The sequence below is a fragment of the Pantoea sp. SGAir0183 genome (assembly GCF_043545505.1).
The window spans coordinates 122,675-147,607 of sequence record NZ_CP028057.1 but is presented as its reverse complement, the minus strand read 5'-3'; the positions used below and the strand labels follow the sequence as shown (position 1 = coordinate 147,607).

General features: G+C 52.9%; 25 protein-coding genes, 1 pseudogene and 1 riboswitch. Of the genes and pseudogenes, 15 read left to right on the top strand and 11 right to left on the bottom strand.

Annotated elements, in window-relative coordinates:
* Nucleotides 1-2: 2 nt before the first annotated feature.
* A complete protein-coding gene (locus C1N59_RS21260; RefSeq protein ID WP_394551024.1) occupies nucleotides 3-1,202 on the bottom strand; it encodes an AAA family ATPase in 1,200 nt (399 codons plus the stop codon).
* A gap of 1,876 nt (nucleotides 1,203-3,078) precedes the next feature.
* Entirely contained in the window at nucleotides 3,079-4,008 is a 930-nt protein-coding gene (locus C1N59_RS21255) for a RepB family plasmid replication initiator protein (protein ID WP_006122024.1), read from the bottom strand.
* A gap of 460 nt (nucleotides 4,009-4,468) precedes the next feature.
* On the opposite strand from C1N59_RS21255, the gene C1N59_RS21250 reads away from it, so the two are divergent.
* Entirely contained in the window at nucleotides 4,469-5,839 is a 1,371-nt protein-coding gene (locus C1N59_RS21250) for an aldehyde dehydrogenase family protein (protein WP_394551290.1), read from the top strand.
* A 127-nt stretch (nucleotides 5,840-5,966) separates the two neighbouring features.
* Here the strand turns inward: C1N59_RS21250 and zigA are convergent, their stop codons facing one another.
* On the bottom strand, nucleotides 5,967-7,199 hold the full coding sequence (gene zigA / locus C1N59_RS21245; RefSeq protein WP_054634061.1) for a zinc metallochaperone GTPase ZigA: 1,233 nt from the start codon (nucleotides 7,197-7,199) through the stop codon (nucleotides 5,967-5,969).
* Nucleotides 7,200-7,419: 220 nt separating this feature from the next.
* Here zigA and C1N59_RS21240 point away from each other — a divergent pair, with 220 nt between their 5' ends.
* Genes C1N59_RS21240 through C1N59_RS21225 form a run of 4 tightly spaced genes read left to right on the top strand, consistent with a single transcriptional unit; the run spans nucleotide 7,420 to nucleotide 12,066 of the window.
* Nucleotides 7,420-8,946, top strand: coding sequence for an ABC transporter substrate-binding protein (locus tag C1N59_RS21240; RefSeq protein WP_394551288.1), 1,527 nt, complete (start codon nucleotides 7,420-7,422; stop codon nucleotides 8,944-8,946).
* Complete coding sequence (locus C1N59_RS21235; RefSeq protein ID WP_367144088.1) at nucleotides 8,946-9,881, top strand: ABC transporter permease; 936 nt, start codon at nucleotides 8,946-8,948, stop codon at nucleotides 9,879-9,881. The genes C1N59_RS21240 and C1N59_RS21235 overlap by 1 nt, the downstream gene beginning before the upstream one ends.
* Nucleotides 9,878-10,669 (top strand): ABC transporter permease, encoded by a 792-nt coding sequence (locus tag C1N59_RS21230; protein ID WP_394551285.1) that lies wholly within the window; start codon nucleotides 9,878-9,880, stop codon nucleotides 10,667-10,669. Before C1N59_RS21235 ends, C1N59_RS21230 begins: the two co-directional genes overlap by 4 nt.
* Nucleotides 10,654-12,066 (top strand): ABC transporter ATP-binding protein, encoded by a 1,413-nt coding sequence (locus tag C1N59_RS21225; RefSeq protein ID WP_394551284.1) that lies wholly within the window; start codon nucleotides 10,654-10,656, stop codon nucleotides 12,064-12,066. The genes C1N59_RS21230 and C1N59_RS21225 overlap by 16 nt, the downstream gene beginning before the upstream one ends.
* Nucleotides 12,067-12,078: 12 nt before the next feature.
* Here C1N59_RS21225 and C1N59_RS21220 read toward each other — a convergent pair whose 3' ends face one another.
* Nucleotides 12,079-12,627 carry a helix-turn-helix domain-containing protein gene (locus C1N59_RS21220; RefSeq protein WP_033742317.1) on the bottom strand — a complete coding sequence of 183 codons (549 nt, stop codon included), beginning with the start codon at nucleotides 12,625-12,627 and terminating at the stop codon, nucleotides 12,079-12,081.
* A 102-nt stretch (nucleotides 12,628-12,729) separates the two neighbouring features.
* Between C1N59_RS21220 and C1N59_RS21215 the strand changes: the two genes are divergently transcribed.
* The 6 genes from C1N59_RS21215 (at nucleotide 12,730) to C1N59_RS21190 (ending at nucleotide 16,907) form a co-directional block, all read left to right on the top strand.
* Nucleotides 12,730-13,395, top strand: coding sequence for an AzlC family ABC transporter permease (locus tag C1N59_RS21215; protein ID WP_039339577.1), 666 nt, complete (start codon nucleotides 12,730-12,732; stop codon nucleotides 13,393-13,395).
* Complete coding sequence (locus C1N59_RS21210) at nucleotides 13,392-13,712, top strand: AzlD domain-containing protein (protein WP_054634066.1); 321 nt, start codon at nucleotides 13,392-13,394, stop codon at nucleotides 13,710-13,712. Before C1N59_RS21215 ends, C1N59_RS21210 begins: the two co-directional genes overlap by 4 nt.
* Before the next feature lie 77 nt (nucleotides 13,713-13,789).
* Nucleotides 13,790-13,909: riboswitch (TPP riboswitch) on the top strand.
* Nucleotides 13,910-14,047: 138 nt separating this feature from the next.
* Nucleotides 14,048-14,992, top strand: coding sequence for an FAD-dependent oxidoreductase (locus tag C1N59_RS21205; RefSeq protein WP_054687864.1), 945 nt, complete (start codon nucleotides 14,048-14,050; stop codon nucleotides 14,990-14,992).
* Complete coding sequence (gene thiS / locus C1N59_RS21200; RefSeq protein WP_006122036.1) at nucleotides 14,977-15,174, top strand: sulfur carrier protein ThiS; 198 nt, start codon at nucleotides 14,977-14,979, stop codon at nucleotides 15,172-15,174. The genes C1N59_RS21205 and thiS overlap by 16 nt, the downstream gene beginning before the upstream one ends.
* 2 nt (nucleotides 15,175-15,176) lie before the next feature.
* Nucleotides 15,177-15,935 (top strand): thiazole synthase, encoded by a 759-nt coding sequence (locus tag C1N59_RS21195; RefSeq protein ID WP_054634068.1) that lies wholly within the window; start codon nucleotides 15,177-15,179, stop codon nucleotides 15,933-15,935.
* Between the two features lie 9 nt (nucleotides 15,936-15,944).
* Nucleotides 15,945-16,907, top strand: coding sequence for a HesA/MoeB/ThiF family protein (locus tag C1N59_RS21190; RefSeq protein ID WP_394551281.1), 963 nt, complete (start codon nucleotides 15,945-15,947; stop codon nucleotides 16,905-16,907).
* A 22-nt stretch (nucleotides 16,908-16,929) separates the two neighbouring features.
* On the opposite strand, the gene C1N59_RS21185 is transcribed toward C1N59_RS21190, so the two are convergent.
* Genes C1N59_RS21185 through C1N59_RS21175 form a run of 3 tightly spaced genes read right to left on the bottom strand, consistent with a single transcriptional unit; the run spans nucleotide 16,930 to nucleotide 18,483 of the window.
* Nucleotides 16,930-17,394, bottom strand: coding sequence for a GNAT family N-acetyltransferase (locus tag C1N59_RS21185; RefSeq protein ID WP_006122039.1), 465 nt, complete (start codon nucleotides 17,392-17,394; stop codon nucleotides 16,930-16,932).
* A gap of 59 nt (nucleotides 17,395-17,453) precedes the next feature.
* The gene (locus C1N59_RS21180) at nucleotides 17,454-18,056 is read right to left on the bottom strand and encodes a LysE family translocator (protein WP_054634070.1); all 603 of its coding nucleotides are present in this window, start codon (nucleotides 18,054-18,056) and stop codon (nucleotides 17,454-17,456) included.
* A gap of 52 nt (nucleotides 18,057-18,108) precedes the next feature.
* Nucleotides 18,109-18,483 carry a VOC family protein gene (locus C1N59_RS21175; RefSeq protein WP_006122041.1) on the bottom strand — a complete coding sequence of 125 codons (375 nt, stop codon included), beginning with the start codon at nucleotides 18,481-18,483 and terminating at the stop codon, nucleotides 18,109-18,111.
* Between the two features lie 65 nt (nucleotides 18,484-18,548).
* On the opposite strand from C1N59_RS21175, the pseudogene C1N59_RS21170 reads away from it, so the two are divergent.
* A pseudogene (locus C1N59_RS21170) lies at nucleotides 18,549-18,942 on the top strand (YybH family protein).
* A gap of 17 nt (nucleotides 18,943-18,959) precedes the next feature.
* Here the strand turns inward: C1N59_RS21170 and C1N59_RS21165 are convergent.
* Both C1N59_RS21165 and C1N59_RS21160 read right to left on the bottom strand, forming a co-directional pair.
* Entirely contained in the window at nucleotides 18,960-19,373 is a 414-nt protein-coding gene (locus C1N59_RS21165; RefSeq protein ID WP_006122042.1) for an ASCH domain-containing protein, read from the bottom strand.
* Between the two features lie 59 nt (nucleotides 19,374-19,432).
* Nucleotides 19,433-19,984 (bottom strand): DsbA family protein, encoded by a 552-nt coding sequence (locus tag C1N59_RS21160; RefSeq protein ID WP_054634072.1) that lies wholly within the window; start codon nucleotides 19,982-19,984, stop codon nucleotides 19,433-19,435.
* Nucleotides 19,985-20,327: 343 nt separating this feature from the next.
* On the opposite strand from C1N59_RS21160, the gene C1N59_RS21155 reads away from it, so the two are divergent.
* The 3 genes from C1N59_RS21155 (at nucleotide 20,328) to C1N59_RS21145 (ending at nucleotide 22,581) form a co-directional block, all read left to right on the top strand.
* A complete protein-coding gene (locus C1N59_RS21155; protein WP_058702484.1) occupies nucleotides 20,328-20,912 on the top strand; it encodes a flavin reductase family protein in 585 nt (194 codons plus the stop codon).
* 12 nt (nucleotides 20,913-20,924) lie between these two features.
* The gene (locus tag C1N59_RS21150) at nucleotides 20,925-21,941 is read left to right on the top strand and encodes an NADPH-dependent aldehyde reductase Ahr (protein WP_006122045.1); all 1,017 of its coding nucleotides are present in this window, start codon (nucleotides 20,925-20,927) and stop codon (nucleotides 21,939-21,941) included.
* A 112-nt stretch (nucleotides 21,942-22,053) separates the two neighbouring features.
* Nucleotides 22,054-22,581, top strand: a complete 528-nt coding sequence (locus C1N59_RS21145; RefSeq protein ID WP_394551278.1) for a sterol desaturase family protein — start codon at nucleotides 22,054-22,056, stop codon at nucleotides 22,579-22,581.
* On the opposite strand, the gene crtB is transcribed toward C1N59_RS21145, so the two are convergent.
* Together crtB and C1N59_RS21135 are read right to left on the bottom strand one after the other, a co-directional pair.
* Nucleotides 22,520-23,449 carry a 15-cis-phytoene synthase CrtB gene (gene crtB / locus C1N59_RS21140; RefSeq protein ID WP_006122047.1) on the bottom strand — a complete coding sequence of 310 codons (930 nt, stop codon included), beginning with the start codon at nucleotides 23,447-23,449 and terminating at the stop codon, nucleotides 22,520-22,522. The genes C1N59_RS21145 and crtB overlap by 62 nt on opposite strands.
* Nucleotides 23,446-24,924, bottom strand: coding sequence for a phytoene desaturase (locus C1N59_RS21135; protein ID WP_006122048.1), 1,479 nt, complete (start codon nucleotides 24,922-24,924; stop codon nucleotides 23,446-23,448). Before C1N59_RS21135 ends, crtB begins: the two co-directional genes overlap by 4 nt.
* Nucleotides 24,925-24,933 lie beyond the last annotated feature (9 nt).

The window sequence follows — 24,933 nt, the reverse complement described above, 5'->3', positions numbered from 1 at the left end:
CCTCAGTTCAGGCGAATAAATTCGATGCGGTCAAAAACCGCTTTTGCAAAATCTTCAGCGGCAGAACGCGCATTTTTTAACGCTTCGCTGCTGCCCACATAGGTGGATGGATTGGCAGATATAACGGTGTCAAATGACTCTCCACAGCGTTCAAAACCATCCAGTCGCGGAAGCGTTGCATCTAACATATCGCCGCCAAAAATTTCTTTAGCAAGACTGTGACACAGCTTATGGTCAGCTTTATTCGAGAGTTTCGACATAAAGCCGATATTTCCCTGAAGGCGACACTCTGCCCCCGATTCTTCAATGATGCCAATCAACTCAGGTAAACGCGTCAGATATTTGAGAGTGGAATGAAAATCCACCTGTGCAGGCGGCACCGGCGTCATCAGAAGATCAGAAGCAGCAATCGCGTTCTTTAAAAAGGCATCCAGATGGGGACCACTGTCGATGAAGATAAAGTCGTAATCTTTTTTGAGTTTTGAGACAACATTGTCATAAAGCACTGAATGAACATTCTGTCCAGAAAGATGCGTGGCACAGAGCTCATCCCAGCTAGATGCAATAAACGCATCATCGATGGAGGCGGGCAGCACATCCACGCCTGGTATGATGGACGATACGATAAACTCATTCACCAGCTCGTCACGACTTACGTTCTGTAGCATGGCCTGCGCGGCCGTAGCCTCAACTAAACCGACTGAGCGTTCATGATTTAAAAACATGGTTGCTGAGGATTGTGGGTCAAGATCGATAACCAGAATGCGCAGGTCTTCATAGAGCAGGTGAGGGTGAGCGCGAAGCGCATGCGCCAGAGAAACTGTCGAAACGGTTTTAGATACGCCGCCTTTTAAATTTCCGACAAACAAAGTAAAGGCTTCAGGATGGCGATCACGGTATTTCGGTACGCCGCGATGGTGATAAATATCAATGATATTCTGTATGGACATGGCGTACTTGACCGAACTTCCCGCAGCGCGCTTATCAAACTGGTAGCCACTTTCTTCCATCTCATTGACAGCATAATCCACACTGGCGCGGGTTAATTTTGGCAGTTTAGCCAGCGCAGCCTTCGCATAAATCTGGTAATAACTGTTTTCCTGTAACTCAAGCTTTTGCGCCTGAATTTGTTCAGTAAGGCTCAATAGCATCCGTTCAGAACGCTGAGCAACTTTCATGACCTGACTGTCATCGTTAGCCATACTTACTCCAGATATGTAGGATTTACGACTTTATACCTAAATCCTGCACATCGGGCAACAATTTATCTTATAAACGCTATCCTGTGTTTAATGCTGAACTTATGATTTATGTGACGCTATACACATAATTTACTGTAATAAGCATCTGCGATGCGTTCAGGAGTGGACTATACAGGTGGATGAACTTAATCCGTCTCGCCCATAAAACTGGACAAAGATACCGTGAGGCTATCTTCGCTCGGTTTATACAGTAAAAGTAGAACGTCAGTACGTACAACGAGAAGCGAACATTCACTGTAATCAGTAAAGCCCGCCGATCACATGAGCGCAAAACTGCGTAGCAGAGGGTCAGCAGCTACCGTGCTTGTGGCGTCACTGCTGGCGAATGTATTTAACTGGCATCTGACCAGCAGGTGCCTTTTAACCTGCATTCGTTCACTGTAATCAGTAAAAGATTCACTGTATTCAGTAGAGGATGAGCACCGATCGTGTGGCCAGAATCAGGATGACAGACAGCCAAAACAGCACAGCAGGTGATTCAGCATCAATATCTGTTACTCAGGCTCAGCGGGGTGTTCTGGACCCATCCTGTGTTCACTGAAGCAAGCTGTGTCTCAATGCTAACTCTCTAAAAATCTGACAGAACGAACATATACATCCGCAATGTTCACTATAATCAGTATCCCTTCCAGCTGCCTGCAGATGAAAAGCCTGACCACAGAGATGCCGCTGTTTGCCACACGACTTGCTTCTGTCGCAACAGATGTGGAAAGGCATCGACTAAAACATTCACTGTAATCAGTAAGCGATGCTGGGCCAGCTTCAAGGCCGTGCCTGGCGATAAAGACGTAGCGATACAGACCGTAACGAGCCTTTAGCGAAAAATAAACAGGGAAAGGGAATGACGTAAACATTCACTGTAATCAGTAGCAGAAACCCATACCAGCGTGGCAGTCTTTGTTGTCGGGTAAAGAAGTCCGGAGAGGCTTCATCAGCCCGGCCCCCTGAATATTCACTGTAATCAGTAACACATGCAGCCTTCAGAAGGAGAAAATACTCATGGCATCAGGCTAGAAAGGCTAGAAAGGCTAGAAAGGCTAGAAAGGCTAGAAAGGCTATAAGAATGATACACTTCCCAGTAACATTCACTGTAATCAGTAAACGCCCTGATCTGAATCAGCCTCTGCCTGACATTCTGGTCCATCCATGACACGTCGATAGCATTCACTGTAATCAGTAAACGTAGCTGCCACCGTCAGTAATCTGGATCTAACTCCTGAACGTTCACTGTAATCAGCAGGAACCTCGCGACGAACAAAAGACAGATTCACTGGAATCAGTAAGTGCATTTTGTCGGCTTAACCCGTCATAACATTCACTGTAATCAGCGTACCACTAACCCTGTCACTTTTTTTCTGTGATTGTTCATTAATGCCAACGTGTTCAACCCTGCGTTGTCTAACCCCAAAAAATACAAATAAAATCAATTAATTAATAACAATATTCACTATAATCAGTTATATCATTCTTCACAAACGTACACTGTAATCAGTGGAAGACAGGACGCTAGTAAACGCAGCCAGTATTCACTGTAATCAGTAAGACGAGGCAAAAAAGGATAAGCAGAAAATCAATAAAATAATAGTAAGCACACACTTACTTATAAGTTATTGAAAAGATAGTAAAACAAGACAAGATGACAGGCGTTTCAGCAGCATAACTTCCGGCGCGTTACTGACTATAGTGAATGCCGCTGATTACAGTGAATGATTGTAGGTAAGGAGTGAAAGAAGTATATGAACTGGCGTGCAGTGTCACTTTTTCGTTAAAAGTGACACTGCAACGCAAAACTTACTGATTACAGTAAATGCGCGCGCTATTCTTCAAACTCAATGTCTTCGAGGGTATCAATGCCTTCAAGATTGCCGATACCATCCAGTTTAGGCGTTCTGCTGTGGATAATGAAAAACACAGAGCGTCCGCGTTTGACTTCAGAATAGTCGAGATAGCCAATCTCTTTAAGCTGCTCCATTGCGCGTCGCACAACGTGGTTCTGCGTCGTAATTTTAGATCCTAAATTCAGGCGCATACGCAGGCGTGCCAGTGATATAGGCGCAGGGTTGGTGGGAAGGCTCTCAAGGAACGTATAGAGCGCCTGAGCCGATTCTTTACGTTTCAGACGGGAGATGGCGCGTAGCTGAAGTAAAACCTTGTGATCGAAGTTATAAAGCTCAAAAAGCTTGGGATCAGCTTGTATGCGAACAATATCTTTTTCACGATCATAGTAGGCAGACTGAACAAGGTGCGTGTGATAGGCCTTACCGTTTCCTTCAAAGGACAGCGTATTGGTCGCAATTCGCCGTAGGGATGCATCAAGCCGCTTACGTAAGGCAGCAGAAGAGTTTGCTGAAGGTATCCCACACATTTTAACGAAATCGATAAAGGGCAGCGTGACCGTATCGCCCTGAGTAGGATAACGCGAAAAAGACTGGATGATGCCTGCCCATGTCTTGAAATCATTATCCATATCCAGCCTGGCACCGGTGATGGTAATCTTTTCATACCCTTCCGCTTTCACCAGCGAGAGATTTTTAAGTTCTTTCGTCGCATCGGTGGACGCCATCGCGCCTGAAATCCCGCGCGCGGTGGATTTAAGCGTTGGTACAAACAGTCCCAGTCGCATCAAGGCAACAGGCTGAACAGTGTTATTTTTATTGGGATGAAGCTGAATAACTTCACCGCTGTTTTTGGTCACAGACAGAAAAGGCTCTAGTAACGCTTTGTTTTCACTATCTTTATCTGCCATGGGATAAGATCTTCATTCTGTGGATGAAAAGGATCGTTTTCTGATTACAGTGAACATTAGCACTGATTATAGTGAACTTTCTACAGTGTGTAGTGAATAAAGTACTGATTACAGTGAATAGTTTGCTGATTACAGTGAACACCAACCCCCTCTCAGCCCTTGTGTGGTGCGGCCTGCAGCGATCGGGGATCTCTTTGGATCTATTATGGATCTCTCTATGATCGTTATATAGGAACTATTCACTGTATAAGTGGATAACTCAGCAATAACAGATCATAGTGATGTTTATCTGAATAGCGTTTTTTTTTAAAAACGATAAGGTAACTGCCACCAGCCCCGGACAAACGCACTCACTCGCACCTTCATTTTTCAGAAACAAGTTCATCACTATTATTCATTTTTCATCAGCATTACGACGGCGTATGGTGACAGAATTTCGTCATTAATAAGGATCACGATCATGACTGACTTTGCCATTTCCCGTAATCCAACAACGGGTGAAATTCTTGCAAAATATCCAATGCAAACCGCTTCTGAACTGGAGCAGACGTTAGACTCAAGTGCCAAGGCCAATAAAGCGTGGCGGCAAAGCAGCATGGACATGCGTGTCAACGTACTTCGTCAACTGAGTGAACAACTTCGCCAGCGTGAGCCAGAACTGACGCGAATGATAACCCTGGAAATGGGTAAACCTGTTGCACAGGCTAGAGCAGAGATCCTGAAATGTGCCAGTTTGTGTGACTGGTACGCTGAGTTTGGCCCTGCCATGCTGCAAGACCAACCCTCACAGATTCCCGATGCGTGGCAGTCATTCCGTCCAATCGGGACTATCCTGGCGGTAATGCCCTGGAATTTCCCCTTCTGGCAGGTTCTGCGTGGTGCTGTAGGGATGCTGCTGGCGGGTAACACTTATCTGCTGAAACACGCCCCTAATGTCATGGGAAGCGCAATGCTGATGGCAGAGCTGTTCGATGCTACAGATTTGCCTGGAGGCGGTTTTAACCTGATAAACGTCGATAACGAGGGCGTTTCAACCGCAATCCGGGATGATAGCATCGCAGCGGTCGCAGTAACAGGCAGCGTCCGGGCGGGTGCCGCTATTGCTGCACAGGCGGGTGCGGCGCTGAAAAAAACCGTGCTGGAGTTAGGTGGTTCAGATCCTTTCATCGTGCTGGCTGATGCTGATCTTGATGAAGCCGTTAAATCCGCAGTTACAGGCCGTTTCCAGAACACCGGGCAGGTTTGTATGGCAGCGAAACGCTTTATCGTTGAAGCGCCGATTGTGGAAGCGTTTGAAATGCGTTTTGTTGAAGCCGTTAAGGCGCTTAAAATCGGCGATCCGCTAGATGAACAAACGTACATTGGCCCAATGGCCCGTTACGATCTCCGCGATGAACTGGATGAACAGGTCAAAGCGAGTCTGCGTGAAGGTGCACGTCTGGTGTTAGGTGGCGAAAAAATAGCAGGGCAGGGCAATTATTATGCACCGACGATCCTGTCTGATGTAACAAGTGACATGACAGCCTTCAGGCAAGAGCTTTTTGGGCCTGTCGCCGCTATCGCAGTCGCCCGTGATGCGGATCATGCGCTGGAAATCGCTAATAACAGCGAATTCGGACTCAGTGCAACGGTATGGACGAACAACACCGATCGTGCTGAGCAGATGACGGCAAACCTTGAAGTGGGTGCTGTATTTATCAATGGCAATGGTGCATCAGATCCACGCGTGACTATCGGTGGCGTGAAGAAGAGCGGCTATGGTCGTGAGTTATCGCACTTTGGCGTCCATGAGTTCTGTAATATTCAGACAGTCTGGAAAAACCGGCGCTAACCAGTATTTTATTATCCCCTGAGTCTACACCGGCGCAGCAGTGCGCCGGCTTACTGTCTTTTCCCATCGGATAACAACATTGATTTCTGCCTGACACAAAACAGGATCCTTTGCAGAAAAAGATCCGTTACGATTCTGCGTCATCGAACCAGCCGGGCAGGGGATCGGAAAGCGTCACCCAGTATCCCGGCCCCGCCGCCATTTCCTGAGGGGTTAACAAGGCGTGATCAAGCGCAGCACGCACTGCCGTTTCATCCATATCGATGCCGATAAAAACCAGTTCCTGTCGTGCATCGCCTGTCCCGTCTATCCAGTTGTCGGCAATAAACGCGAGGGATTCACTGTCCTGTGGCCATTTATCACGCGGGATACTGGCCCACCAGCTGCCTGCATAGCCATGCCGGGCTATCGCACCCGCCTGAGACCACGACGCTGCATATTCAGGACGGCTGGCCAGCCAGAAATAACCTTTCGAACGAATCACCCCCTCAAGCTGATGATTAACCGCATGCCAGAATCGTTCAGGATGAAACGGACGCCTTGCGCGATAGACAAAGCTACGAATACCGTACTCTTCTGTTTCTGGCTGATGCTCGCCGCGAAGTTCTTTTAGCCAGCCTGGTGCCTGAGCGGCCTGGTCAAAGTCAAACAGGCCGGTATCCAGTACCTGATCGAGCGGAACATTACCAAAATGGCTGGTGATAATGCGCGCCCGTGGATTCAACCTGTGCAGCATCGCTTTGAGCGTGCGTTGATCCTCATGGCTGATAAGATCGGTTTTGTTCACAATCAAAACATCGCAAAATTCAATCTGATCGATCAGCAAATCCACAACCGAGCGCTCATCCTCTTCGCCCAGTGATTCGCCACGCGCCTGTAAGGAGTCCAGTGAACGGTAGTCACGAAGAAAGTTATAACCATCCACAACAGTGATCATGGTATCCAGCCTTGCCACCGTCGACAGGCTTTCACCTTCTTCATCGGCAAAGGTAAACGTTTCGGCAACGGGCAGCGGTTCGGAAATGCCGGTTGATTCAATGACCAGATGGTCGAAACGACCTTCCGACGCCAGCCGTTTCACCTCCAGCAAAAGATCCTCACGTAGTGTGCAACAGATGCAGCCGTTGCTCATTTCCACCAGCTTTTCATCCGTACGAGACAGTGCCGCACCGCCATTACGTACTAAGGCTGCATCAATGTTGACTTCCGACATGTCATTGACAATCACGGCGATGCGCCTTCCTTCACGGTTATTGAGGATATGGTTGAGAAGGGTGGTTTTGCCTGCCCCGAGAAAGCCGGACAGCACGGAAACGGGCAAACGTTTGTCTGTGGGCGATGAAAGAGAGTGGCCTGACATGAAGTGATCCTTAAATGGCGAATATATTATGTTATAACATAACAAAAAAGCGGCCATTTTCAATATGCTTTGTTGGATTCAGGGTTTCCATTTCTTTGCTGTTAAGACTGAAAGCGAGCAGGCTGATGCGACTGGCTGAGCGTTAAACGGGTTCATATTTTAATTGTTATGTTATAACATAATTAATTCTGGGAAACATTATGTGGTAAACAGACATATCATGACACAATTCAAATACTGGTTTTTCGGTACGCTTACTGGCCTGCTGTTTGCGTCATTAAGTGCTTACGCCGATCGCAATCAGCCCGTTCGCATTGCCGCACCTTTCGAGATTAAAGGTCCCGATCCCGCCCTTTCAGGCGACATTCTGCTTCGTATGGATGTGGTCGAAACGCTGGTGGAAACGGATGAGAAAGGCAAGGCGGTACCCGCGTTAGCCGAAAGCTGGGACATTTCGCCTGATGGGCTGCAATGGCATTTTACGCTACGGAGCAACGCCCATTTTCATGATGGATCGCCTGTTACTGCTGAGAGCGTCGTAAAATCGCTGAATACCGCCCGCAGTAAGCCAGGTTTACTCGACAAAGCACCCATTACGTCGGTCAGCGGAGAAGATCGGCGTGTGACGGTCACGCTGAGCGAGCCTTTCACGCCGCTGCTGGCAGTGCTGGCTGAAAGCCGTTCGCAAATCCTCGCGCTGAGTTCCTGGGACGATACCAATACCATTACGCGCGTCATCGGCAGTGGTCCTTTCCAGCTCGTCAGTTTTCAGCCACCTCAGTCACTGAGTGTAAAACGGTTTGAAGGATACTGGGGAGAGAAACCCAGCATTGAACGTGCCCGTTATTTGTCCGCGGGTCGGGCCGAAACGCGCGCATTACTTGCAGAAAGTGGTGATGCGGATTACGTCTTTAATCTGGACGCCGCCAGCCGTCAGCGCTTGTCACACAAAAGTTCACTACAGGTGCTTACCGTTTCCGTACCCCGTACGGTGATGCTGAAGCTGAACGTCGCTCATCCGTTCCTGAAGGAACAAACCACGCGCGAAGCGCTCAGCCTGGCGATCAATCGGAATGCGCTGTCTGCGGCCATATTACGCTATCCCAGTGCGGCAACACAGATGTTCCCGCCCTCTATGGCCGGGTGGCACAACGCGTCTTTACAGCCTCTGGATTATGCTCCTCAGCGTGCCGCCGCCTTACTGGCACAGTCCGGATGGATGTCCGGCCGGGACGGCATGTTAACCCGCGCTGGCCAGCGCTTTACCCTCACGCTGCTGACATATCCCGATCGCCCCGAGCTGCCCTTAATCGCCATGGTCATTCAGCAACAACTGCGAGAGGTCGGAATCGAGGTCATCATCAATTCAACCAATTCCAGTGAGATACCCGCGCGTCATCATGATGGCAGCCTGCAAATGGCGCTCTATGCCCGTAATTTCGCCCTGACGCCGGATCCTGGCGGCACGCTACTTCAGGATTACGGTTCGCAGGGAGGTGACTGGGGCGCAATGAACTGGCACGACAACGCGTTTGATAAGGCGCTCAGCACGCTTTCACGTAGCAACGATCCTGATCAACGACAGCAGGCAAGAGCGGTCATCACCGCCGCATTACAGCGTGATTTACCGGTTATTCCGGTTGCCTGGTACCAGCAGTCAGCAGCAGTAAACGCGAAGCTCGCCGCCATAAAACTGGATCCCTTTGAACGCCATTTTGGCCTGCGTGAAATGAAATGGACGGAATAATGCTTAAACAACTCGTCTGGCGCCTGGGTCAGGCTGCCTTTGTGATTTTTGCCGTCGGTATTTTAACGTTCGTTTTAGTACAGGCGTTACCGGGCGATATGGCATGGCGCATTGCGTCGGGACGATATGGTTATGACCGGGTCGACCTGGCGGCGGTTACCCGCGTGCAGCAACAGCTGACGGACTTTTCCGCTCAGGGAAATGCACTATGGCACTGGATGTGGGATCTGCTGCGCTTCGATTTCGGGCGATCTCTCGTCTCAGGCGAGCCGGTCAGCAGTGAGCTGGGCTGGCAGTTAACACAAACCCTTGCTCTGGCCGGTGTAGCACTGCTGATGATGTTGATTCTCATTATTCCTGCGGGGGTCTGGGCAGGATGTCGGCCGGGCGGTGTTATTGATCGGCTCATTAACGTGCTGGCACCCACGTTTAAATCGATTCCACATTTTGCCCTGGGTTTACTTCTGATTATGTTGTTTTCGCTGCGCCTGAACTGGCTACCCAGTGCGGGGCATGGGGAAGGGCAACATGTCATCCTGCCGGCGCTGACGCTGGCATTAACGCTGAGCGCGGTAGGGGCGCGTGTTGTCCGTGAGGCAACCTGTCAGGCTGTGAAAGCAGGCTGGTATCGATGGGGAGCGCAAAAGGGCCTTTCCGCGCCGTACCTGTTTTTGCGACATGGTTTGCGCAATCTCAGTGTCCCTGTCGTCACCTGGATAGGCATGCAGTTCGTCTGGTTAGTGGAAGGTGTGGTGGTGATCGAAACTCTTTTTGCCTGGCCAGGTGTCGGACACGCGCTGGTACATGCGATTTTTGCCCGGGATGTTCCGGTGATTCAGGCCAGTGCGGTGGTACTGGGATTGACCTTTGTCACCTTAAATATGGTTGTCGATGGCGTGTGTTATGTCCTGGATCCCCGAGGTAAACGCGTATGACGTACCGCCAAAAAACGGGGCTGCTGATAATTTTAACCTTGCTGGCCTTTGCATGGCTGATGCCGTTGTTGAATCAGAACGATCCCCTGCAGCAGGATTTGTTACAGATGTTAACGCCGCCATCGGGTAACGCGTGGCTGGGTTATGACCATTTAGGGCGTTCGATGCTGGCGCGCCTGAGTGCGGCGCTGAGATTGTCGCTGGGGCTGGCGGCCCTGTGTGTGATTACAGCAATGCTCATGGGGCTGCTGGCGGGAATAGCCAGCGCCTGGTACGGCGGATGGGTCGATCGACTTTTCGGTATGCTGGCCGACATGTGTCTGGCGCTGCCGGGCCTGCTGTTAGTCCTGCTGCTCGCCGCAATCGCACCTGACGCGCCGCTCATGTTATGGCTGGGACTTTCACTGGTACTGTGGGTGGAATTTTTCCGTGTGACGCGCGCCACGCTGCGGCCTGTGGTCATGTCGCCAGCCGTTCAGTCATCTTCACTGCTTGGCTTCTCCATTGTTTATCTCTTTCGCCGACATCTTTGGCCGGCCCTGTCTCCGTTATTGCTGACACTGACCGTCTATGCATTCAGCAATGCCATTATGGCCGTATCGGCGCTGGGATTTATCAGTGTTGGCGTTCGTCCACCCACACCTGAGCTGGGCCTGATGATGACGGAGCTGTTCCCCTATACCTGGGAAGCGCCCTGGCTATTACTGCAGCCTGTGGTTGTGCTGTTTATCCTGCTGGTGGGGCTGAATTTGTTGGTCAACAAGGAGCGCAAATGGCAAGTATCGTAATCAAACAGGTCGCCGTCTTCGCGGATACCTGCATTGTTGAGCCTGTAAGTCTGAGCATCCATCCCGGCAGGCCCGTCACCTTCATTGGTGAGACAGGATCGGGAAAAAGTTTGTTTGCGCAGGCGATTTTCGGCACCTTACCCGACGGACTGAGGGCTGAAGGAACAGTAGTCATTGACGGGCAGCAATATAATCTGCAAACCGATCTGACAGCACTCCGTGCGCTGTGGGGACACCGTATTGCCGCGTTACCTCAGGAGCCCTTGCTGGCGCTTGATCCGACGATGCGTGTGAAAGGCCAGACAGAAGAGGGTTATCGGTACATACAGGGGTACACGCGTCAGGGCGCACAGCAGGCGGCAGGTTTGGCGCTGGACTCGCTGGGGCTGGCCCACGCGGCAGAGCGTTTCCCCTGGCAGCTTTCCGGTGGAATGGCCCAACGGGTGTGCTTTGCCGCTGCGCGGGCGGGCGGTGCCACTCTGCTTATCGCGGATGAACCGACGAAAGGACTGGATGTGGCGCGACGGGACGAAATTGGTGACATGCTCAACCTGGCCGTAGCCCGCGGCGAAGCCTTGCTGACCATCACCCATGATATCGCGCTGGCCAGGCAGTTAGGCGGTGACATTGTCGTGATGCATAAGGGAAAGGTGATTGAGCAGGGCAATGCCACGCAAGTCCTGAATGCGCCGCAGAAGGCTTATACGAAACAGTTGCTGGCCGCCGAACCCCATGCCTGGCCACCAGCCACGTTGTTGCCCTGTGATGACACCCTCGTATTACGGGCCGAAGGGCTTACTCTGAAACGCGCCGGGAAAACGTTGTTCCGCAATGTAAATTTATGCTTTCGCGCCGGTGAAATCGTTGGGCTTTATGGTGAGAGCGGCAGTGGCAAAAGCAGCCTGGGAGATACGCTATCGGGCTTGATTAAGCCCGATAAGGGAACGATAACCCGACCGGGCAGGTTTCATCCGTTGCGTTATCAAAAACTGTACCAGGATCCTTCTGCGGTTTTTCCACCGGATATCACTATGGCCCAGATCATCGACGATCTGCTGCAGCGCCACACAATTCCGGTGAGGCGACGTGATGAGCGGATGCGCCAATTGGGGCTCGGACAGGCGTTGTTACACCGTCCGGCTTCAGGATTGTCAGGCGGTGAGCTTCAGCGGTTTTCGCTGCTTCGGGCGATGTTGCTGAATCCCGTGTTCCTGTTTGCCGATGAACCCACGTCGCGTCTCGATCCTGTGGTTCAGCAACAGACGCTGGCCTTACTGACTGATCTGGCCATGCAGCAACGCTGCGCCATTCTGCTGGTCAGTCATGATCTCACGCTACTTGAGAGGAGTGCACATCGGGTCATTTCCCTTGATGCGATTAGCCTGCCTGATGACTGAGGCAGAGCACCCTCAGATGTGCTCCATGACCAGCACGGCCAGCGTATCCGGCTCCAGCGCACGAAAAATATGTTCAGTGTCGCCGGGATAGCTGATGTAGTCGCCCGGTGCCAGTTCGACGGGCGAGTCTGTGGGCCCGACCAGCGCGCGTCCCTGAGTCAAGATGAGATGCTCAATGGTGTTCGGCGAATGCGGTTGCGAGCGGCGCTCGCTGCCGGGCTGGATGTTTAGCAGATAGATATCCCGTCGCGCGCCGGGCGGACAGGTTGCCAGCAGGACGGCTTTATAATCCGCCTGCTCGGCGGCAACGGCAGGGCCTTCACCGCGACGAATAACCTGCAGGCGGTTCGCTTCCGGCTCCATCAGGCGGGCAAACGGAATATTCAGGGCAACGCAAAGTGACCACAACGTCTCAATGCCAGGATTACCGTTCCCCGCCTCAAGTTGAGAGAGGGTCGATTTTGCTATGCCGGCCCGACGCGCGACTTCTGCAAGTGTCAGTCCTGCCCGCTGGCGCTCTCTGACTAAACTGCTGGCGATAATATCAATGGGTGTACTCATCCTGCATCCTGTTCGTTATGGCGAACATATCGTTCATCTTGTAATGCTGCTGCGGTCCGTTCATTATAATGGGTATATCGTTCGTTATGGGATCTAATCGTGATGCTGGATAAAAAAGAGACGCTGGACAAGGGCGTGATAAAAGCCATTTTCCTTGTCTGTCTTGCCGATGGCATTGTTGGCCTGTCATATGGTTCGCTCGCTCTTGCAGAGGGTTTTCCGTTTTGGGTGCCGCTGGCGTTATCGACGTTGGTGCTGGCGGGGGCGTCTGAATTCCTGTTTATCGGTATCGTGGCGGGCGGTGGCAGTCCTCTCACGGCGGCAGCGGCGGGGCTGTTGGTCAATGCGCGTCATCTTCCTTTTGGTATCACTGTCAAGGATTTGGTCGGTCAGGGCAGACGGGGTCTGCTAGGATGCCACATCATGAATGACGAAAGTGTCGTGTTTGGCATTTCCCAGCCTACGCTGGCGCAACGTCGCCAGGCATTCTGGATATGCGGCATCAGTATTGGCGTGATCTGGCCTGTGACCGTAATGGCTGGCGCGGCGATAGGGCAGTTTATTCCGAATGTGTCTGCTATCGGCCTGGATGCGGTCTTTCCCGCGATCCTGATTGCGCTGATCTTTCCTGCCTTACGCAAAGCGCGCACCCGCATTCCTGCTATGACTGGTGCGTTTTTGTCGCTGGTGGTCACGCCTTTCGTACCTGCCGGTATGCCCGTATTGTTTTCCTTGCTGGGCCTCTTTACATGGAGATCGCGCAAATGAATCACGCCATGATTATTGCAGGTATTGCGTTGCTGGCTGCTGGCACCTACGCCATCCGTTTCGCGGGTGTTAAACTCGGCAATCGTCTGCCCGTCAGTGAACGAACCCAAAACATGTTATCCGATGCTGCCACTATACTGCTGCTTGCGGTTGCGGCAACCACCACGCTGTTTGAAGGCCAGCATTTTGCAGGGATGGCCAGAGTGCTGGGCGTCGGGTTTGCCCTGTTCCTTGCCTGGCGTAGAGCTCCGCTGATTTTCATTATTCTGGGCGCGGCCTGCATGACGGCGTTGTTGCGCTATATGGGTGTACCCTGAATGCGCTATTTATCTTGCCGGACCCGGCGATAAATTGCGTGTCAGCCTTGACGAACAGCGTCGCTTAAAATACAACTAGAACCCGTCAGGGGAGTCTCGCCAGAGAGACTGAGAGGCTAATAGCGCCATGCGCGGCTTAGCGACCCTTAGAACCTGACCCAGTTGATACTGGCGTAGGAAGACGGGCATCTGCGCATCGCGTAGATGCTTGCCGCAGAGCCTGTTTCTGTCAGGCTTGTGCTTTTTCCCTTCTTGTATCGCGGGTCTCTGAGAGCTAACAGAGAGGCCAATGTGACTATCCTTATTCCGTTTTTACCCCATCAGGATGGCGGACAATGAGCCGCTGGTCAGTGCTGGGCAGCGGTGTATCCGGACTCTGTATCGCGACGTTACTGGCCGAACACGGCGAGAAGGTTGAAGTCATTACACGACCGAATTGTCAGGCGGCGTCCCACTGGGCTGGCGGCATGCTGGCACCCTGGTGTGAGGCAGAAAGTGCGCCTCAGCAGGTCGTTGAATGGGGACAGCACGCTGCAGCGTGGTGGGCAGCCCGCGTAAGTGGCGTTGAACAGCAGGGCACACTCGTACTCACGCCACCGCGTGACAGCGCCGAACTTACCCGGTTTGCCAGCATGACCCTAGCGCATCAGTGGGTTGCGCCAGGTGACATCGAACCCGCGCTGGAAAACCGCTTCGCCCGGGGATTATTTTTCCCGGCTGAAGCGCATCTCGATCCGCGTCAGGCAATGCAACAGTTACGTGCACGTCTGGTCAGCGCGGGCGTCAGTATTCACGCTGGCAAGCCCAGCGGACGCATTATTGATTGCCGCGGTATTCATGCGCGTGAGGCACAGCCAGCCTTGCGTGCGGTGCGGGGCGAAATGCTAATACTGCAAACGGATGAGATCACGTTTTCCCGACCTTTACGCCTGCTGCATCCCCGTTTTCCTTGCTATCTGGTTCCCCGGGCGCAGGGGCACTTTATGCTCGGGGCCACCATGGTTGAGAGTCAGGATACCAGCCCCATCAGCGCGCGCGCCATGATGGAGCTGCTGAGCGCTGCTTACAGCATTCATCCTGCGCTTGCCGAAGCGCGCATTATCGAAAGCGGGACGGGGTTACGTCCTGCTTATCACGACAACCTCCCCGACGTGCGTTATGAAAACGGTGTCTTTTCCATTAACGGTATGTATCGCCATGGCTTTTTGCTGGCACCGGTTATGGCCGAAAAGCTCATGCATCAACTTGCAACAGAGAGACTACTATGCGAATCGAACTAAATGGTCGTGCTATCGAGACGAAAGCCGGGACGCTTGCGGAGTTGTTAGAAGAGCAGGGTATTGACGCTGGCTGTGTGGCCAGTGCCCTCGATGGAACCTTTGTTCCCAGAGAGCGCTATGCCTCGCAGTTGCTTGAGGCCAACTGCCGTCTGGAAGTGCTGTCGCCAATGCAGGGAGGTTGATCATGTTTTACGACTACAAGGGCGACTCCCGTTTTTTACTGGGTACGGCCGGTTATCCCTCACCGGATATTCTTCAGCAGGCTGTTGTGGCCTCCGGTGCGGATATCATCACGGTCAGTCTGCGTCGGGAAGGGAATCAGGGTGGGGCCTTTCGCGATTTACTGAAAACGCTGAATAAGCGCGTGTTACCCAATACAGCGGGTTGCCATACCGTCAGGGAAGCCGTCACGACGGCGCATATGGCGCGCGAACTGTTTGCCACGCCATGGATCAAACTGGAAGTGATCGGGCACGCGGATACCCTGCAACCGGATCCTTTCGCCCTGGTGGAGGCCGCCCGTATTTTATGTGCCGAAGGTTTTCATGTTTTTCCTTACACCACAGAAGATCTGATTGTGGGCGAAAAACTGCTGGAAGCGGGCTGTCAGGTGCTGATGCCCTGGGGCGCGCCCATTGGCTCGGGGCAGGGGCTACGCAATATTGACGGTTTACGCACCATGCGTGCCTGGTTTAAAGACGTTCCGCTGATCATTGACGCGGGTATCGGTGCTCCCAGCCAGGCGGCGCAGGCGATGGAGCTGGGCTTTGATGCCGTGTTGCTGAATACCGCCGTCGCGAAATCCCACGATCCGGTACGCATGGCGGGAGCGTTTGCCAGTGCCATTCAGTCAGGACATCAGGCGCGGTTGGCCGGCATGATGGAACGTCGGGATATGGCGGTCGCCTCCACGCCCGTTTTTGGTCTGGCGCAGTTCAGTTAAGGAGCGAAAATGTCGCGATATCAAAGACAGACTATGTTGCCCGAAGTCGGGGATGAGGGGCAGCAGGCGCTGGCTGCAGCCCGCGTTCTGGTCGTGGGCGCGGGTGGACTCGCGTCAACCCTGTTGCCCCTGCTCGCAGGTGCCGGCGTGGGCTATATTCGGCTGTATGATCATGATGTCGTGACGCTGCATAATTTGCATCGCCAGACGTTGTTTACCGTTGCCGACATTGGCGAGCACAAGGTTTTCTGCGCGCAGCGTGCGCTGGCGCAACGCAATCCTGACATACTCATCGAGCCGCATGTTGATGCCCTTCGTGCCAGCATTATCGATACGGCAATGACAGGGATTGATTTGGTCATTGACGCCGCAGACAATTTTGCAGTGACCTATCTGCTCTCCGACAACTGCTATGCCCGACGAATTCCCCTGGTGAGTGCCTCAGTGCTGGGAAGACAAGGCTATGTTGGCGGATTCTGCGGCGGAGCGCCCAGCTATCGCGCGCTGTTTCCCCGTTTACCCAAAGCATCAGGCAACTGCAACACTGCGGGGGTTTTAGGCCCGGCGGTCGCCACCTTAGGCGCCATGCAGGCTCAGATGTCGCTCAGCATACTGCTAACGCTGTCGCCGTCACCGTTAGGGGGCATGATCAACTGTGATTTTGTGTCATGGCAACTGCGTCAGTTCCGCTTTGACGCGGCACCGGAACCGGAAAAACCCGGGATTCCGTTTATTGATCCTGCCTTGTTGACGCCAGACGACTGCGTGGTGGAGCTACGTGGGATGGATGAAGCCCCCGTGAGCGTCAGCACGAATGCTGAGAGGCTACTGCCACAGGATATTGCCTGCTGGCAGCCGCCCGCGGATAAGCGCATTGTTCTGGTCTGCGCCAGCGGCATGCGTGCCGCTCAGGCCGCGCAGGCACTGGAAGCGCGTGGCTGTGAGCGGCTGGCCATCATCGCCGACCGCTAAATCTGACGGAAAAGCAGGCTTATCAGGCCCGGTCTGAACGACGGGCCTGATAGATATCGGGTCGGGTAATCGTCCAGGCGTAATCGGGCCGGTTGACGGGCTCGTAACCGAACTTTTTATATAGCCATGGCGCGGTTGAGGTGAACAGTAGCATCCTGCGAAGTTTATCCACGATGGGATGGGACTGACAGCAGGTAATCAGCCAACCTCCCAGACCTGCGCCCTGATACTCTTCCAGCACGTAGACATCACATAAATAGGCAAAGGTGGCGTAATCAGTAACAAAGCGTGCAAATCCGATCTGCTGTTGATGATGAAAAAGGCCAAAATTTAAGCTGTTCTCTACCGACAGGGCCACGGTTTCTCCATCAATACCGGCTGCCCATGTTGAGCGGGTGAGATAGCGATGAATCGCCTCAATATCCATCCTTGCGCGATCTGTCGTGATCAGATAATCGTCTTTATACCATTGCTGAACGGCTACCATCTGTTTCCCCCTGCCTTCCGATATGAATGAAAGTTATGATGACCGCGTTGAACGCACGATCAGGATACCAGGTTGTGTACGGCAATCACTATCAGCAAAAGGCCCCCTGCCATGTTTACATAGCGTTTCAGAACAACGGGATTCACGCTTTGCGCTGAAAAAACCAGTAGCTGGCTGATAAGCGTGAGCCAGAGACACATCACTACAATGTGCACGGTGGCCAGGCTCAGGAAGGCAGCCAAATCGGTTCTGTCGCCTGTAAACTGGGAAACCACCGTCAGATAAAACAGGATAGCTTTAGGGTTAATGACGTTGGCCAGCCAGGCGCCTTTTATCGTCACCGCGCTGTCCATAGCGTTCAGCGTAAAGGTTTTTGTCTTTATCCCGGTGATAAACAGCAGTCCGCCAAGCCACAGTAAATAAACGCCCCCCACGATTTTTAACCAGGTGAACAGTGTGGATGACGCCACCAGCGCCGTCGACAGCCCCAGTCCAATCAGCAGCGCGTGCGTGTAAATACCCAGCGCAGTGCCGAACAGTGTTTTAAACAAGCCTCTGTAGCCTGATGTAAGTGCACTGTTCATCGCCAGAGTGAAACTCGCCCCAGGTGACAGCGCAATCGGCAACAGTGCAGGCAGAAAGCCAGCGAGATTAATATCCAACGGCTCTCCGTTTACAAGGCTTTTTCGCTGCGTGTACAGAACCGGTCATACACTATGACGGATTGTAAAAAGCACACAGCTTGTTACCGGTGGGATCTCTGAGATAAGCGACACAGCGACCATCGGTTTCTCTGATATGCGGTGGGGATTCAGCCGAGGTTCCGCCGTTTTCGAGACCCTGCTGATGCCAGCGGAAGACGGCGTCAGATGAGGGCATCGCAAAGCCGATGGTTCCGCCATTGGCAAAGGTGGCGGGTTGACCATTAATGGGCTTAGTGACAATAAAACGCTGGTTATTTTTCGAATAAAAAGGGCGGCCTATGGCATCAATTCCCTGCTCTTCACACGCTATTACGGCAAAAATGGCGTCATAGAATTTTTTAGCCTGTTCAATATCGTCTGTACCAACAACCATATGACTAAACATGATTAACTCCTTTTAACATCGGTAAGCATATACTTAACATACCCGCAATGTGTGCGGAAGAGCTGATGAATGAGCTACCTGTTTTACAGGTTATCAGACGATGCGACAGGGCGATGACTTCCCGTGGTTACGATGCATTGATGCAGCACTATTCATAGGATGCCTGCCTGATGATAAAGCCGGGAATGACGGTAACGCGCAAAGCCGCCATGCGTCGTGCTTTTAAGGCCATTGTTCAGGATAAGCGTGTGGTTGAGCAGGGCAGAATGGCGGTCATTGAGGGGGGAAACGGCGCTGGTGATCATGGAAACCGTGCTGCGTGATCCCTGTCAGCAGGAAAACCATGTTGAAACGACCCGGCGCGCCACCTATGTGTTTCGCCGGGACCGTGATGGTCAATGGCGCTGCACCGTTGATTCGGCCTGCTGCCGCGGAATGAAACCGCCCGTTCGGATGTAATACGAACGGGCGGTTAGTCAGATGACTTCCACCAGCTGGAAGGTTTCAAAGATCAGCTCCATTTCGGGACTGAATCCGCCGTTGCGCTGGAAGAAGCGTTGATGTTCACGCTGCCAGTACTCAAGACTCAGGTCGCCTTCTCCTTCCATCATGGCCATTTCCGGCGTGACGCGATCAAAGCGCGTCAGAAAAAGCCCGGTCGTTCTGACGACGCACAGCGGTTTTTTCTCGCCATCTAAAATAATGTTGTAACCGCCAGGCAGCGGCCTGACGTCGTCATCGTACCAGCCCTGCAGCGAGCTGCAGGTGGCGATTTTCTTCCCGGTCAGGACCAGGGTCGCCAGTTCATTCGCCAGCTCAGGTGAATCGCCAAATGACCACGACAGTGCGCCAGGATATTTAGCCTTTATTTGTTCCACATTCATTGTCATGGGAATATTACGTCCGTTTATGGGTTATCCACTCAGTTTGTGTGCATCGCAGGGGAATATCAGGCCAGAAGGCGTTCTGCCCACTGTTCAACCGAATCGCCGCTGCCGATATCGGGCTGGACCAGACCATTAATCATGAAGGTTGGCGAAACATGAATACCGTTCTGACGGGCATACTTACAGTGCCATTTCACCAGATTTTGTAAGTCAGGGCGATCGAAAGCCGCATAAGCATCAACGCCGCTGTAATCCCTGAGCCGTGCCAGGAGTTGGTTCGGCGTGGTGTCCATGTTAGGACCACGGCAGTGGTCAGTGAACTCAAACGCTTCGCGGTGATCGGCCACCGCCTGGAGGACGGCTTTAGCCGCCGCTTTACCTTGTACTGAGGCGGCAAGAATATAGCGCACAATAACCCCGGAATACATATGCCAGGGCTGGGACTGAAGATGGACTTTAAGCGTCATCTTATTTTCTCCGACCAGGCTAAGGAGCGCATCCAGCTTATTGAAAGCCCGAACGGAGAAAGGGCAGGTGGGCTCGATAAAAACTTCAAAAAGATGAGGCCCATGACCCCAGGTAAGCGGTTCTGCCCGTAGTGTTTCAGTGTTCATAGCGGCTCCTGTTGTAAAGCATAAAAGTTGGCTTCAATGACTGTGACAAACTTAGCCAGGTTCTGCCAGCGCAGACCTTATTTTTAACCGATAAGGATTAATCTCATTTCTCCCACATCAAACCAAACCAAACTAGAATTAGCTATCCGGCGGTTTCGCTTTAAAGGCCAGCACTATCAGATTTCATCAATGTTAAATCATGATATTAAACATTATTTTTAACGTTAAGGCACAAAGCGGCAAACTGAAGCGAAATAAAAGCCGCTAAGGTAACGCGCTTTATTCCCTGATATTGGGGTTCAGTCGCGTCATTTATGCCTGGTTCAGGTCTGAGGAACACTGCATGTCGCATTTTCGTCCGGTAGCGCTGGAACACGCAAGCCGTCTGCTTAATCACGGTCCCACGGTGTTAATTACCAGTCGCGACAGTCAGTCAAAGCGCCGCAACATCATGGCCGCAGCCTGGTCGGTACCCGTTGAGTTCACACCAGCAAGAATGGCTATCGTTGTGGATAAATCCACATTGTCACGTGAGATCATTGAAGCCAGCGGGGCATTTGGCATTTGTGTACCGGCGGCGGGTTTTGTGGATATGGCTTATGCGGTGGGCAGCACGTCCGGGCGCGACCAGGACAAGTTTGCCGACTTCGCTATTCAGGCACACGAAAGTCCGCACTATGGCGTGCCGTTGCTGGAAGAGAGCTGTGTCGCGTGGATGGAGTGCCGTCTGCTGCCTGAAACGGAAGCGCAACAGGCCTATGACACGCTGTTTGGTGAGGTGATCACTGCGGCGGCTGACAGCCGGGTATTTTATGACGGCCGCTGGCATTTCGAGGCCGTGGATCCCGCGCTCCATACATTACATCATCTTGGCGGTGGTCAGTTCGTGACCGTTGCGAATACGCTGACTGCCAAATCAACGCGTTAAAAGAGGTACAGAATGACAATTAAGAGTTACGCAGCCATGCAGGCGGGACAAGCGCTGGAGCGTTACGACTATGATCCCGGCCCGTTGGACGCTGAAGATGTTGAAGTCGAGGTTGAGTATTGTGGTGTCTGTCACTCCGACCTGTCGATGATCGATAACGAGTGGGGAATTTCGGCTTATCCCGTGGTTGCTGGTCATGAGGTCATCGGACGCGTAGCCGCACTGGGCGACAGTGCAAAAAATAAAGGGCTGAAAGTTGGTCAGCGCGTGGGCATTGGCTGGACGGCCAAGAGCTGCCAGCACTGCGATCCCTGCATCAGTGGAGATCACGTTAACTGTGCACAGGGTACGACGACGACCATCGGCAACCACGGCGGTTTCGCTGAGAAGCTGCGTGCTAACTGGCAATGGGTCATTCCGCTGCCGGAAAAACTGGATCCTGCCACGGCAGGCCCACTGCTCTGCGGCGGTATCACGGTATTTAAGCCTCTGCTGATGCACAACATCACGGCGATGAGCCGGGTTGGTGTGATCGGGATTGGTGGACTGGGTCATATCGCCATTAAAATCCTGCATGCCATGGGGGCGGAAGTAACGGCGTTCAGTTCATCTGAAAGCAAAAAGCAGGCTATCCTCGACATGGGGGCAGACCATGTGGTGAACAGTCGCGATCCCGAGGCGCTGAAAGCGCTGGCCGGTCAGTTCGATCTGATTATCAGCACTGTCGCGGTCGATCTTGACTGGCAGCCTTACTTTGCGGCACTGGCTCCTCGCGGCAAGTTCCATACAGTCGGCGCGGTGCTGAAACCTTTCGATGTCCCGGCTTTTAGTCTGATTCTGGGCGACCGTGCCGTTACTGGCTCGTCAACAGGCTCTCCGGCTCAGTTACGTTCACTGCTGAAGCTGGCTGGTCGTGCAGATATCGCCCCGACGGTAGAGTACTTCCCAATGTCCAAAATTAACGATGCGCTGGCGCACGTACGCGCGGGTAAAGCCAATTACCGCGTGGTTCTGAAGGCGGATTTCTGATGCCAGGCGCGCCTTTCTGGCGCGCCTTTTCTCTTTCCCGTAAGTAGACGGGCTAATCTCTGTTAAAATTAACTCCTCACGCTTGATGCCGGACGTCTGTACTGGAGAGATTATGTTGTGGATTTGGAATGCCCTGATCGTGTTTATCACCGTGGTCGGCATGGAAGTGGTTGCTGCACTGGCACATAAATACATCATGCACGGCTGGGGTTGGGGCTGGCATCTTTCACATCATGAACCGCGTAAAGGCGCATTTGAAGTTAACGATCTCTATGCCGTGGTATTCGCCATTGTGTCGATTGCCCTGATTTACTTCGGCAGTACAGGAATCTGGCCGCTCCAGTGGATTGGTGCAGGCATGACCGCTTATGGTTTACTGTATTTTATGGTCCACGACGGACTGGTACACCAGCGCTGGCCGTTCCGCTACATACCGCGCAAAGGCTACCTGAAACGGTTATACATGGCCCACCGTATGCATCATGCTGTAAGGGGAAAAGAGGGCTGCGTGTCCTTTGGTTTTCTGTACGCGCCACCGTTATCTAAACTTCAGGCGACGCTGAGAGAAAGGCATGCGGTTAGATCGGGCGCTGCCAGAGATGAGCAGGACGGGGTGGATACGTCTTCATCCGGGAAGTAACTGCCTGACCGGATGCCGTCAGCAAAAGCGTTAATTTTTCGGCGGTGGACGTGGACTGGCGATGATCCCAGGCCTGCTTACCGGCCTGTTCAACTTTCACGCCAATTTTACGGTACACCTGCTTCGCTGTCGCGATGGCCCAGGCCGAGCGTAAGGGTAATTGTGCCAGACCGGCCATTGATGATACGTAATAGGGTTCCGCTTCCCGTACCAGTCGCCCGGCGATACGGCTTAATGCCTGCCGGTTTTCTGGCGCAGCATAATTCGCTTTCGTCAGTCCTTCCTCTTCCAGCCAGCTTTCAGGCAGATAACAGCGGCCCACCTGAGCATCGTCGACAATATCACGCGCAATGTTGGTCAGCTGGAAAGCCAGCCCGAGATCGCAGGCGCGATCGAGCGTGGCGTTATCGCGAACGCCCATAATTTGCGCCATCATCAGGCCCACAACACCGGCGACGTGATAGCAATAACGCAGCGTATCGTCCAGTGTCAGGTAGCGCGTTTCGCGCACATCCATGGCAAAACCTTCCAGATGGTCGAACGCGTAGGCGGGAGCGATATCATGCGCCATCGCGACCTCCTGAAACGCGGCAAAAGCGGGCTCGTGCATTTGCGAACCGGCGTAGGCCTGACGCGTTTTCATTTCAAGCTGCTGCAGGCGCTGCTCAGGCATCTGCGAAGAGGGCTGGTCGGCATGAAAGCCCAGTGTTTGATCGTCAATGACGTCGTCGCAGTGGCGGCACCATGCGTAAAGCATCAGCACGCTGCGACGGGTTTTGGCGTCGAAAAGCGTCGATGCAGTCGCAAAGCTTTTCGAGCCAACCGCCATGGTTTCGACGGCATGATTCAGTAATGACGTATTCGTCAAATCAGGTCCTCCAGCATTAAGCCTGCCGTCGCCTTCGCCGAGCCGATTACGCCGGGAATGCCCGCGCCAGGATGGGTGCCTGCGCCAACCAGATAAAGATTATCAATGTGCTTATCGCGGTTATGTGGTCGGAACCAGGCGCTCTGGGTCAGAATAGGTTCAACCGAGAAGGCCGAACCTTGCCAGGCATTGAGCTCGTCGCGGAAATCGAACGGCGTAAACATACGGTGCGTCACCAACTGGCTTCGCAAGCCAGGCATGTAATGTTGCTCAAGGTAGTCAAAAATACGATCGCGCAGTCGGGGTCCTTCTACCGCCCAGTCGAGGTTCGCCGTGCCTAAGTGTGGAACAGGCGCCAGCACATAATAGCTGCCGCACCCTTCCGGTGCCAGTGACGGATCCGTGACACAAGGTGCGTGTAAATAAAGCGAAAAATCCTCAGCCAGACCATCATGGTTAAAAATTTCGTGAATCAGTTCACGGTAGCGTGGCCCAAAACAGACGGTATGATGGGCGAGTTGATCGTGATGATGGTTGAGACCAAAATAGAGTACAAACAGTGAGTTACTCATACGCTTGGATTGCAGTTTTTTCGCCTGCTTAGCGGCTGCGGGATGCTGAGACAGCAGATCGCGATAGGTATGTACAACATCAGCGTTCGACGCCACCGCGCAGGTTTCAAACCGTCTGCCGTCTTCCAACTGCACGGCCTGAATCTTGTCCCCAACGGTTTCCATATGACTGACCCGGGCGTTAAGCACGACTTCGCCGCCCAGATCCTGAAACAGCTTGATCATGCCATTGACCAGCGCACCGGTTCCACCGCGTGGAAACCAGACGCCCCATTCCCGTTCTAACGCGTGAATCAGCGTATAAATGGACGAGGTTGCAAACGGATTCCCCCCCACTAAGAGCGAGTGAAAAGAAAACGCCTGCCGAAGATGCTCATCCTCAATGTAGCCGGCAACTTTACTGTAAACGCTGCGCCACGCCTGCAGCTTTGCCAACTGGGGCGCGGCCCGAAGCATGTCTTTGAACGATAAAAAAGGCACAGTGCCGAGCTTCAGATAGCCCTCATTGAATACGGCACGCGAATAGTCAAGGAACGCTCGATAACCCGCAACATCGCGCGGATTAAACTGCTGTATCTGCGCTTCTAACTGGGCCTGGTCGTTATCGTAATTGAAGACCTTGCCGGACTCCCAGCACAGGCGATAAAACGGCGTGACCGGCAACAGCTCGACGTAATCCTTAAGCTGTTTACCGGCCAGAGCAAACAGTTCTTCAATCGCGCTGGGATCGGTGATAACGGTAGGGCCTGCATCAAAAGTAAAGCCCTGCTCCTGATAAACATAAGCCCGGCCACCCGGCTTGTCGCGCTGCTCAAGCAGCAAAACAGGAATACCTGCGGCCTGTAAACGAATTGCCAGTGCCAGGCCACCAAAGCCCGCACCAATTACCGTAGTTGGTTTCATGTAGTCGCT

Excerpts from the sequence above, each read along its gene's own strand:
- C1N59_RS21160 (WP_054634072.1), bottom strand. The coding sequence starts at position 19,984 with ATGAACACTGAAACACTACGGGCAGAACCGCTTACCTGGGGTCATGGG.
- C1N59_RS21260 (WP_394551024.1), bottom strand. The coding sequence starts at position 1,202 with ATGGCTAACGATGACAGTCAGGTCATGAAAGTTGCTCAGCGTTCTGAA.
- C1N59_RS21255 (WP_006122024.1), bottom strand. The coding sequence starts at position 4,008 with ATGGCAGATAAAGATAGTGAAAACAAAGCGTTACTAGAGCCTTTTCTG.
- C1N59_RS21235 (WP_367144088.1), top strand. The coding sequence starts at position 8,946 with ATGCTTAAACAACTCGTCTGGCGCCTGGGTCAGGCTGCCTTTGTGATT.
- C1N59_RS21215 (WP_039339577.1), top strand. The coding sequence starts at position 12,730 with ATGCTGGATAAAAAAGAGACGCTGGACAAGGGCGTGATAAAAGCCATT.
- zigA (WP_054634061.1), bottom strand. The coding sequence starts at position 7,199 with ATGTCAGGCCACTCTCTTTCATCGCCCACAGACAAACGTTTGCCCGTT.
- C1N59_RS21135 (WP_006122048.1), bottom strand. The coding sequence starts at position 24,924 with ATGAAACCAACTACGGTAATTGGTGCGGGCTTTGGTGGCCTGGCACTG.
- C1N59_RS21225 (WP_394551284.1), top strand. The coding sequence starts at position 10,654 with ATGGCAAGTATCGTAATCAAACAGGTCGCCGTCTTCGCGGATACCTGC.
- C1N59_RS21250 (WP_394551290.1), top strand. The coding sequence starts at position 4,469 with ATGACTGACTTTGCCATTTCCCGTAATCCAACAACGGGTGAAATTCTT.
- C1N59_RS21185 (WP_006122039.1), bottom strand. The coding sequence starts at position 17,394 with ATGGTAGCCGTTCAGCAATGGTATAAAGACGATTATCTGATCACGACA.
- C1N59_RS21220 (WP_033742317.1), bottom strand. The coding sequence starts at position 12,627 with ATGAGTACACCCATTGATATTATCGCCAGCAGTTTAGTCAGAGAGCGC.
- C1N59_RS21175 (WP_006122041.1), bottom strand. The coding sequence starts at position 18,483 with ATGTTTAGTCATATGGTTGTTGGTACAGACGATATTGAACAGGCTAAA.
- C1N59_RS21230 (WP_394551285.1), top strand. The coding sequence starts at position 9,878 with ATGACGTACCGCCAAAAAACGGGGCTGCTGATAATTTTAACCTTGCTG.
- C1N59_RS21210 (WP_054634066.1), top strand. The coding sequence starts at position 13,392 with ATGAATCACGCCATGATTATTGCAGGTATTGCGTTGCTGGCTGCTGGC.
- C1N59_RS21145 (WP_394551278.1), top strand. The coding sequence starts at position 22,054 with ATGTTGTGGATTTGGAATGCCCTGATCGTGTTTATCACCGTGGTCGGC.
- C1N59_RS21150 (WP_006122045.1), top strand. The coding sequence starts at position 20,925 with ATGACAATTAAGAGTTACGCAGCCATGCAGGCGGGACAAGCGCTGGAG.
- C1N59_RS21195 (WP_054634068.1), top strand. The coding sequence starts at position 15,177 with ATGTTTTACGACTACAAGGGCGACTCCCGTTTTTTACTGGGTACGGCC.
- C1N59_RS21155 (WP_058702484.1), top strand. The coding sequence starts at position 20,328 with ATGTCGCATTTTCGTCCGGTAGCGCTGGAACACGCAAGCCGTCTGCTT.
- C1N59_RS21190 (WP_394551281.1), top strand. The coding sequence starts at position 15,945 with ATGTCGCGATATCAAAGACAGACTATGTTGCCCGAAGTCGGGGATGAG.
- C1N59_RS21240 (WP_394551288.1), top strand. The coding sequence starts at position 7,420 with ATGACACAATTCAAATACTGGTTTTTCGGTACGCTTACTGGCCTGCTG.
- C1N59_RS21165 (WP_006122042.1), bottom strand. The coding sequence starts at position 19,373 with ATGACAATGAATGTGGAACAAATAAAGGCTAAATATCCTGGCGCACTG.
- thiS (WP_006122036.1), top strand. The coding sequence starts at position 14,977 with ATGCGAATCGAACTAAATGGTCGTGCTATCGAGACGAAAGCCGGGACG.
- C1N59_RS21205 (WP_054687864.1), top strand. The coding sequence starts at position 14,048 with ATGAGCCGCTGGTCAGTGCTGGGCAGCGGTGTATCCGGACTCTGTATC.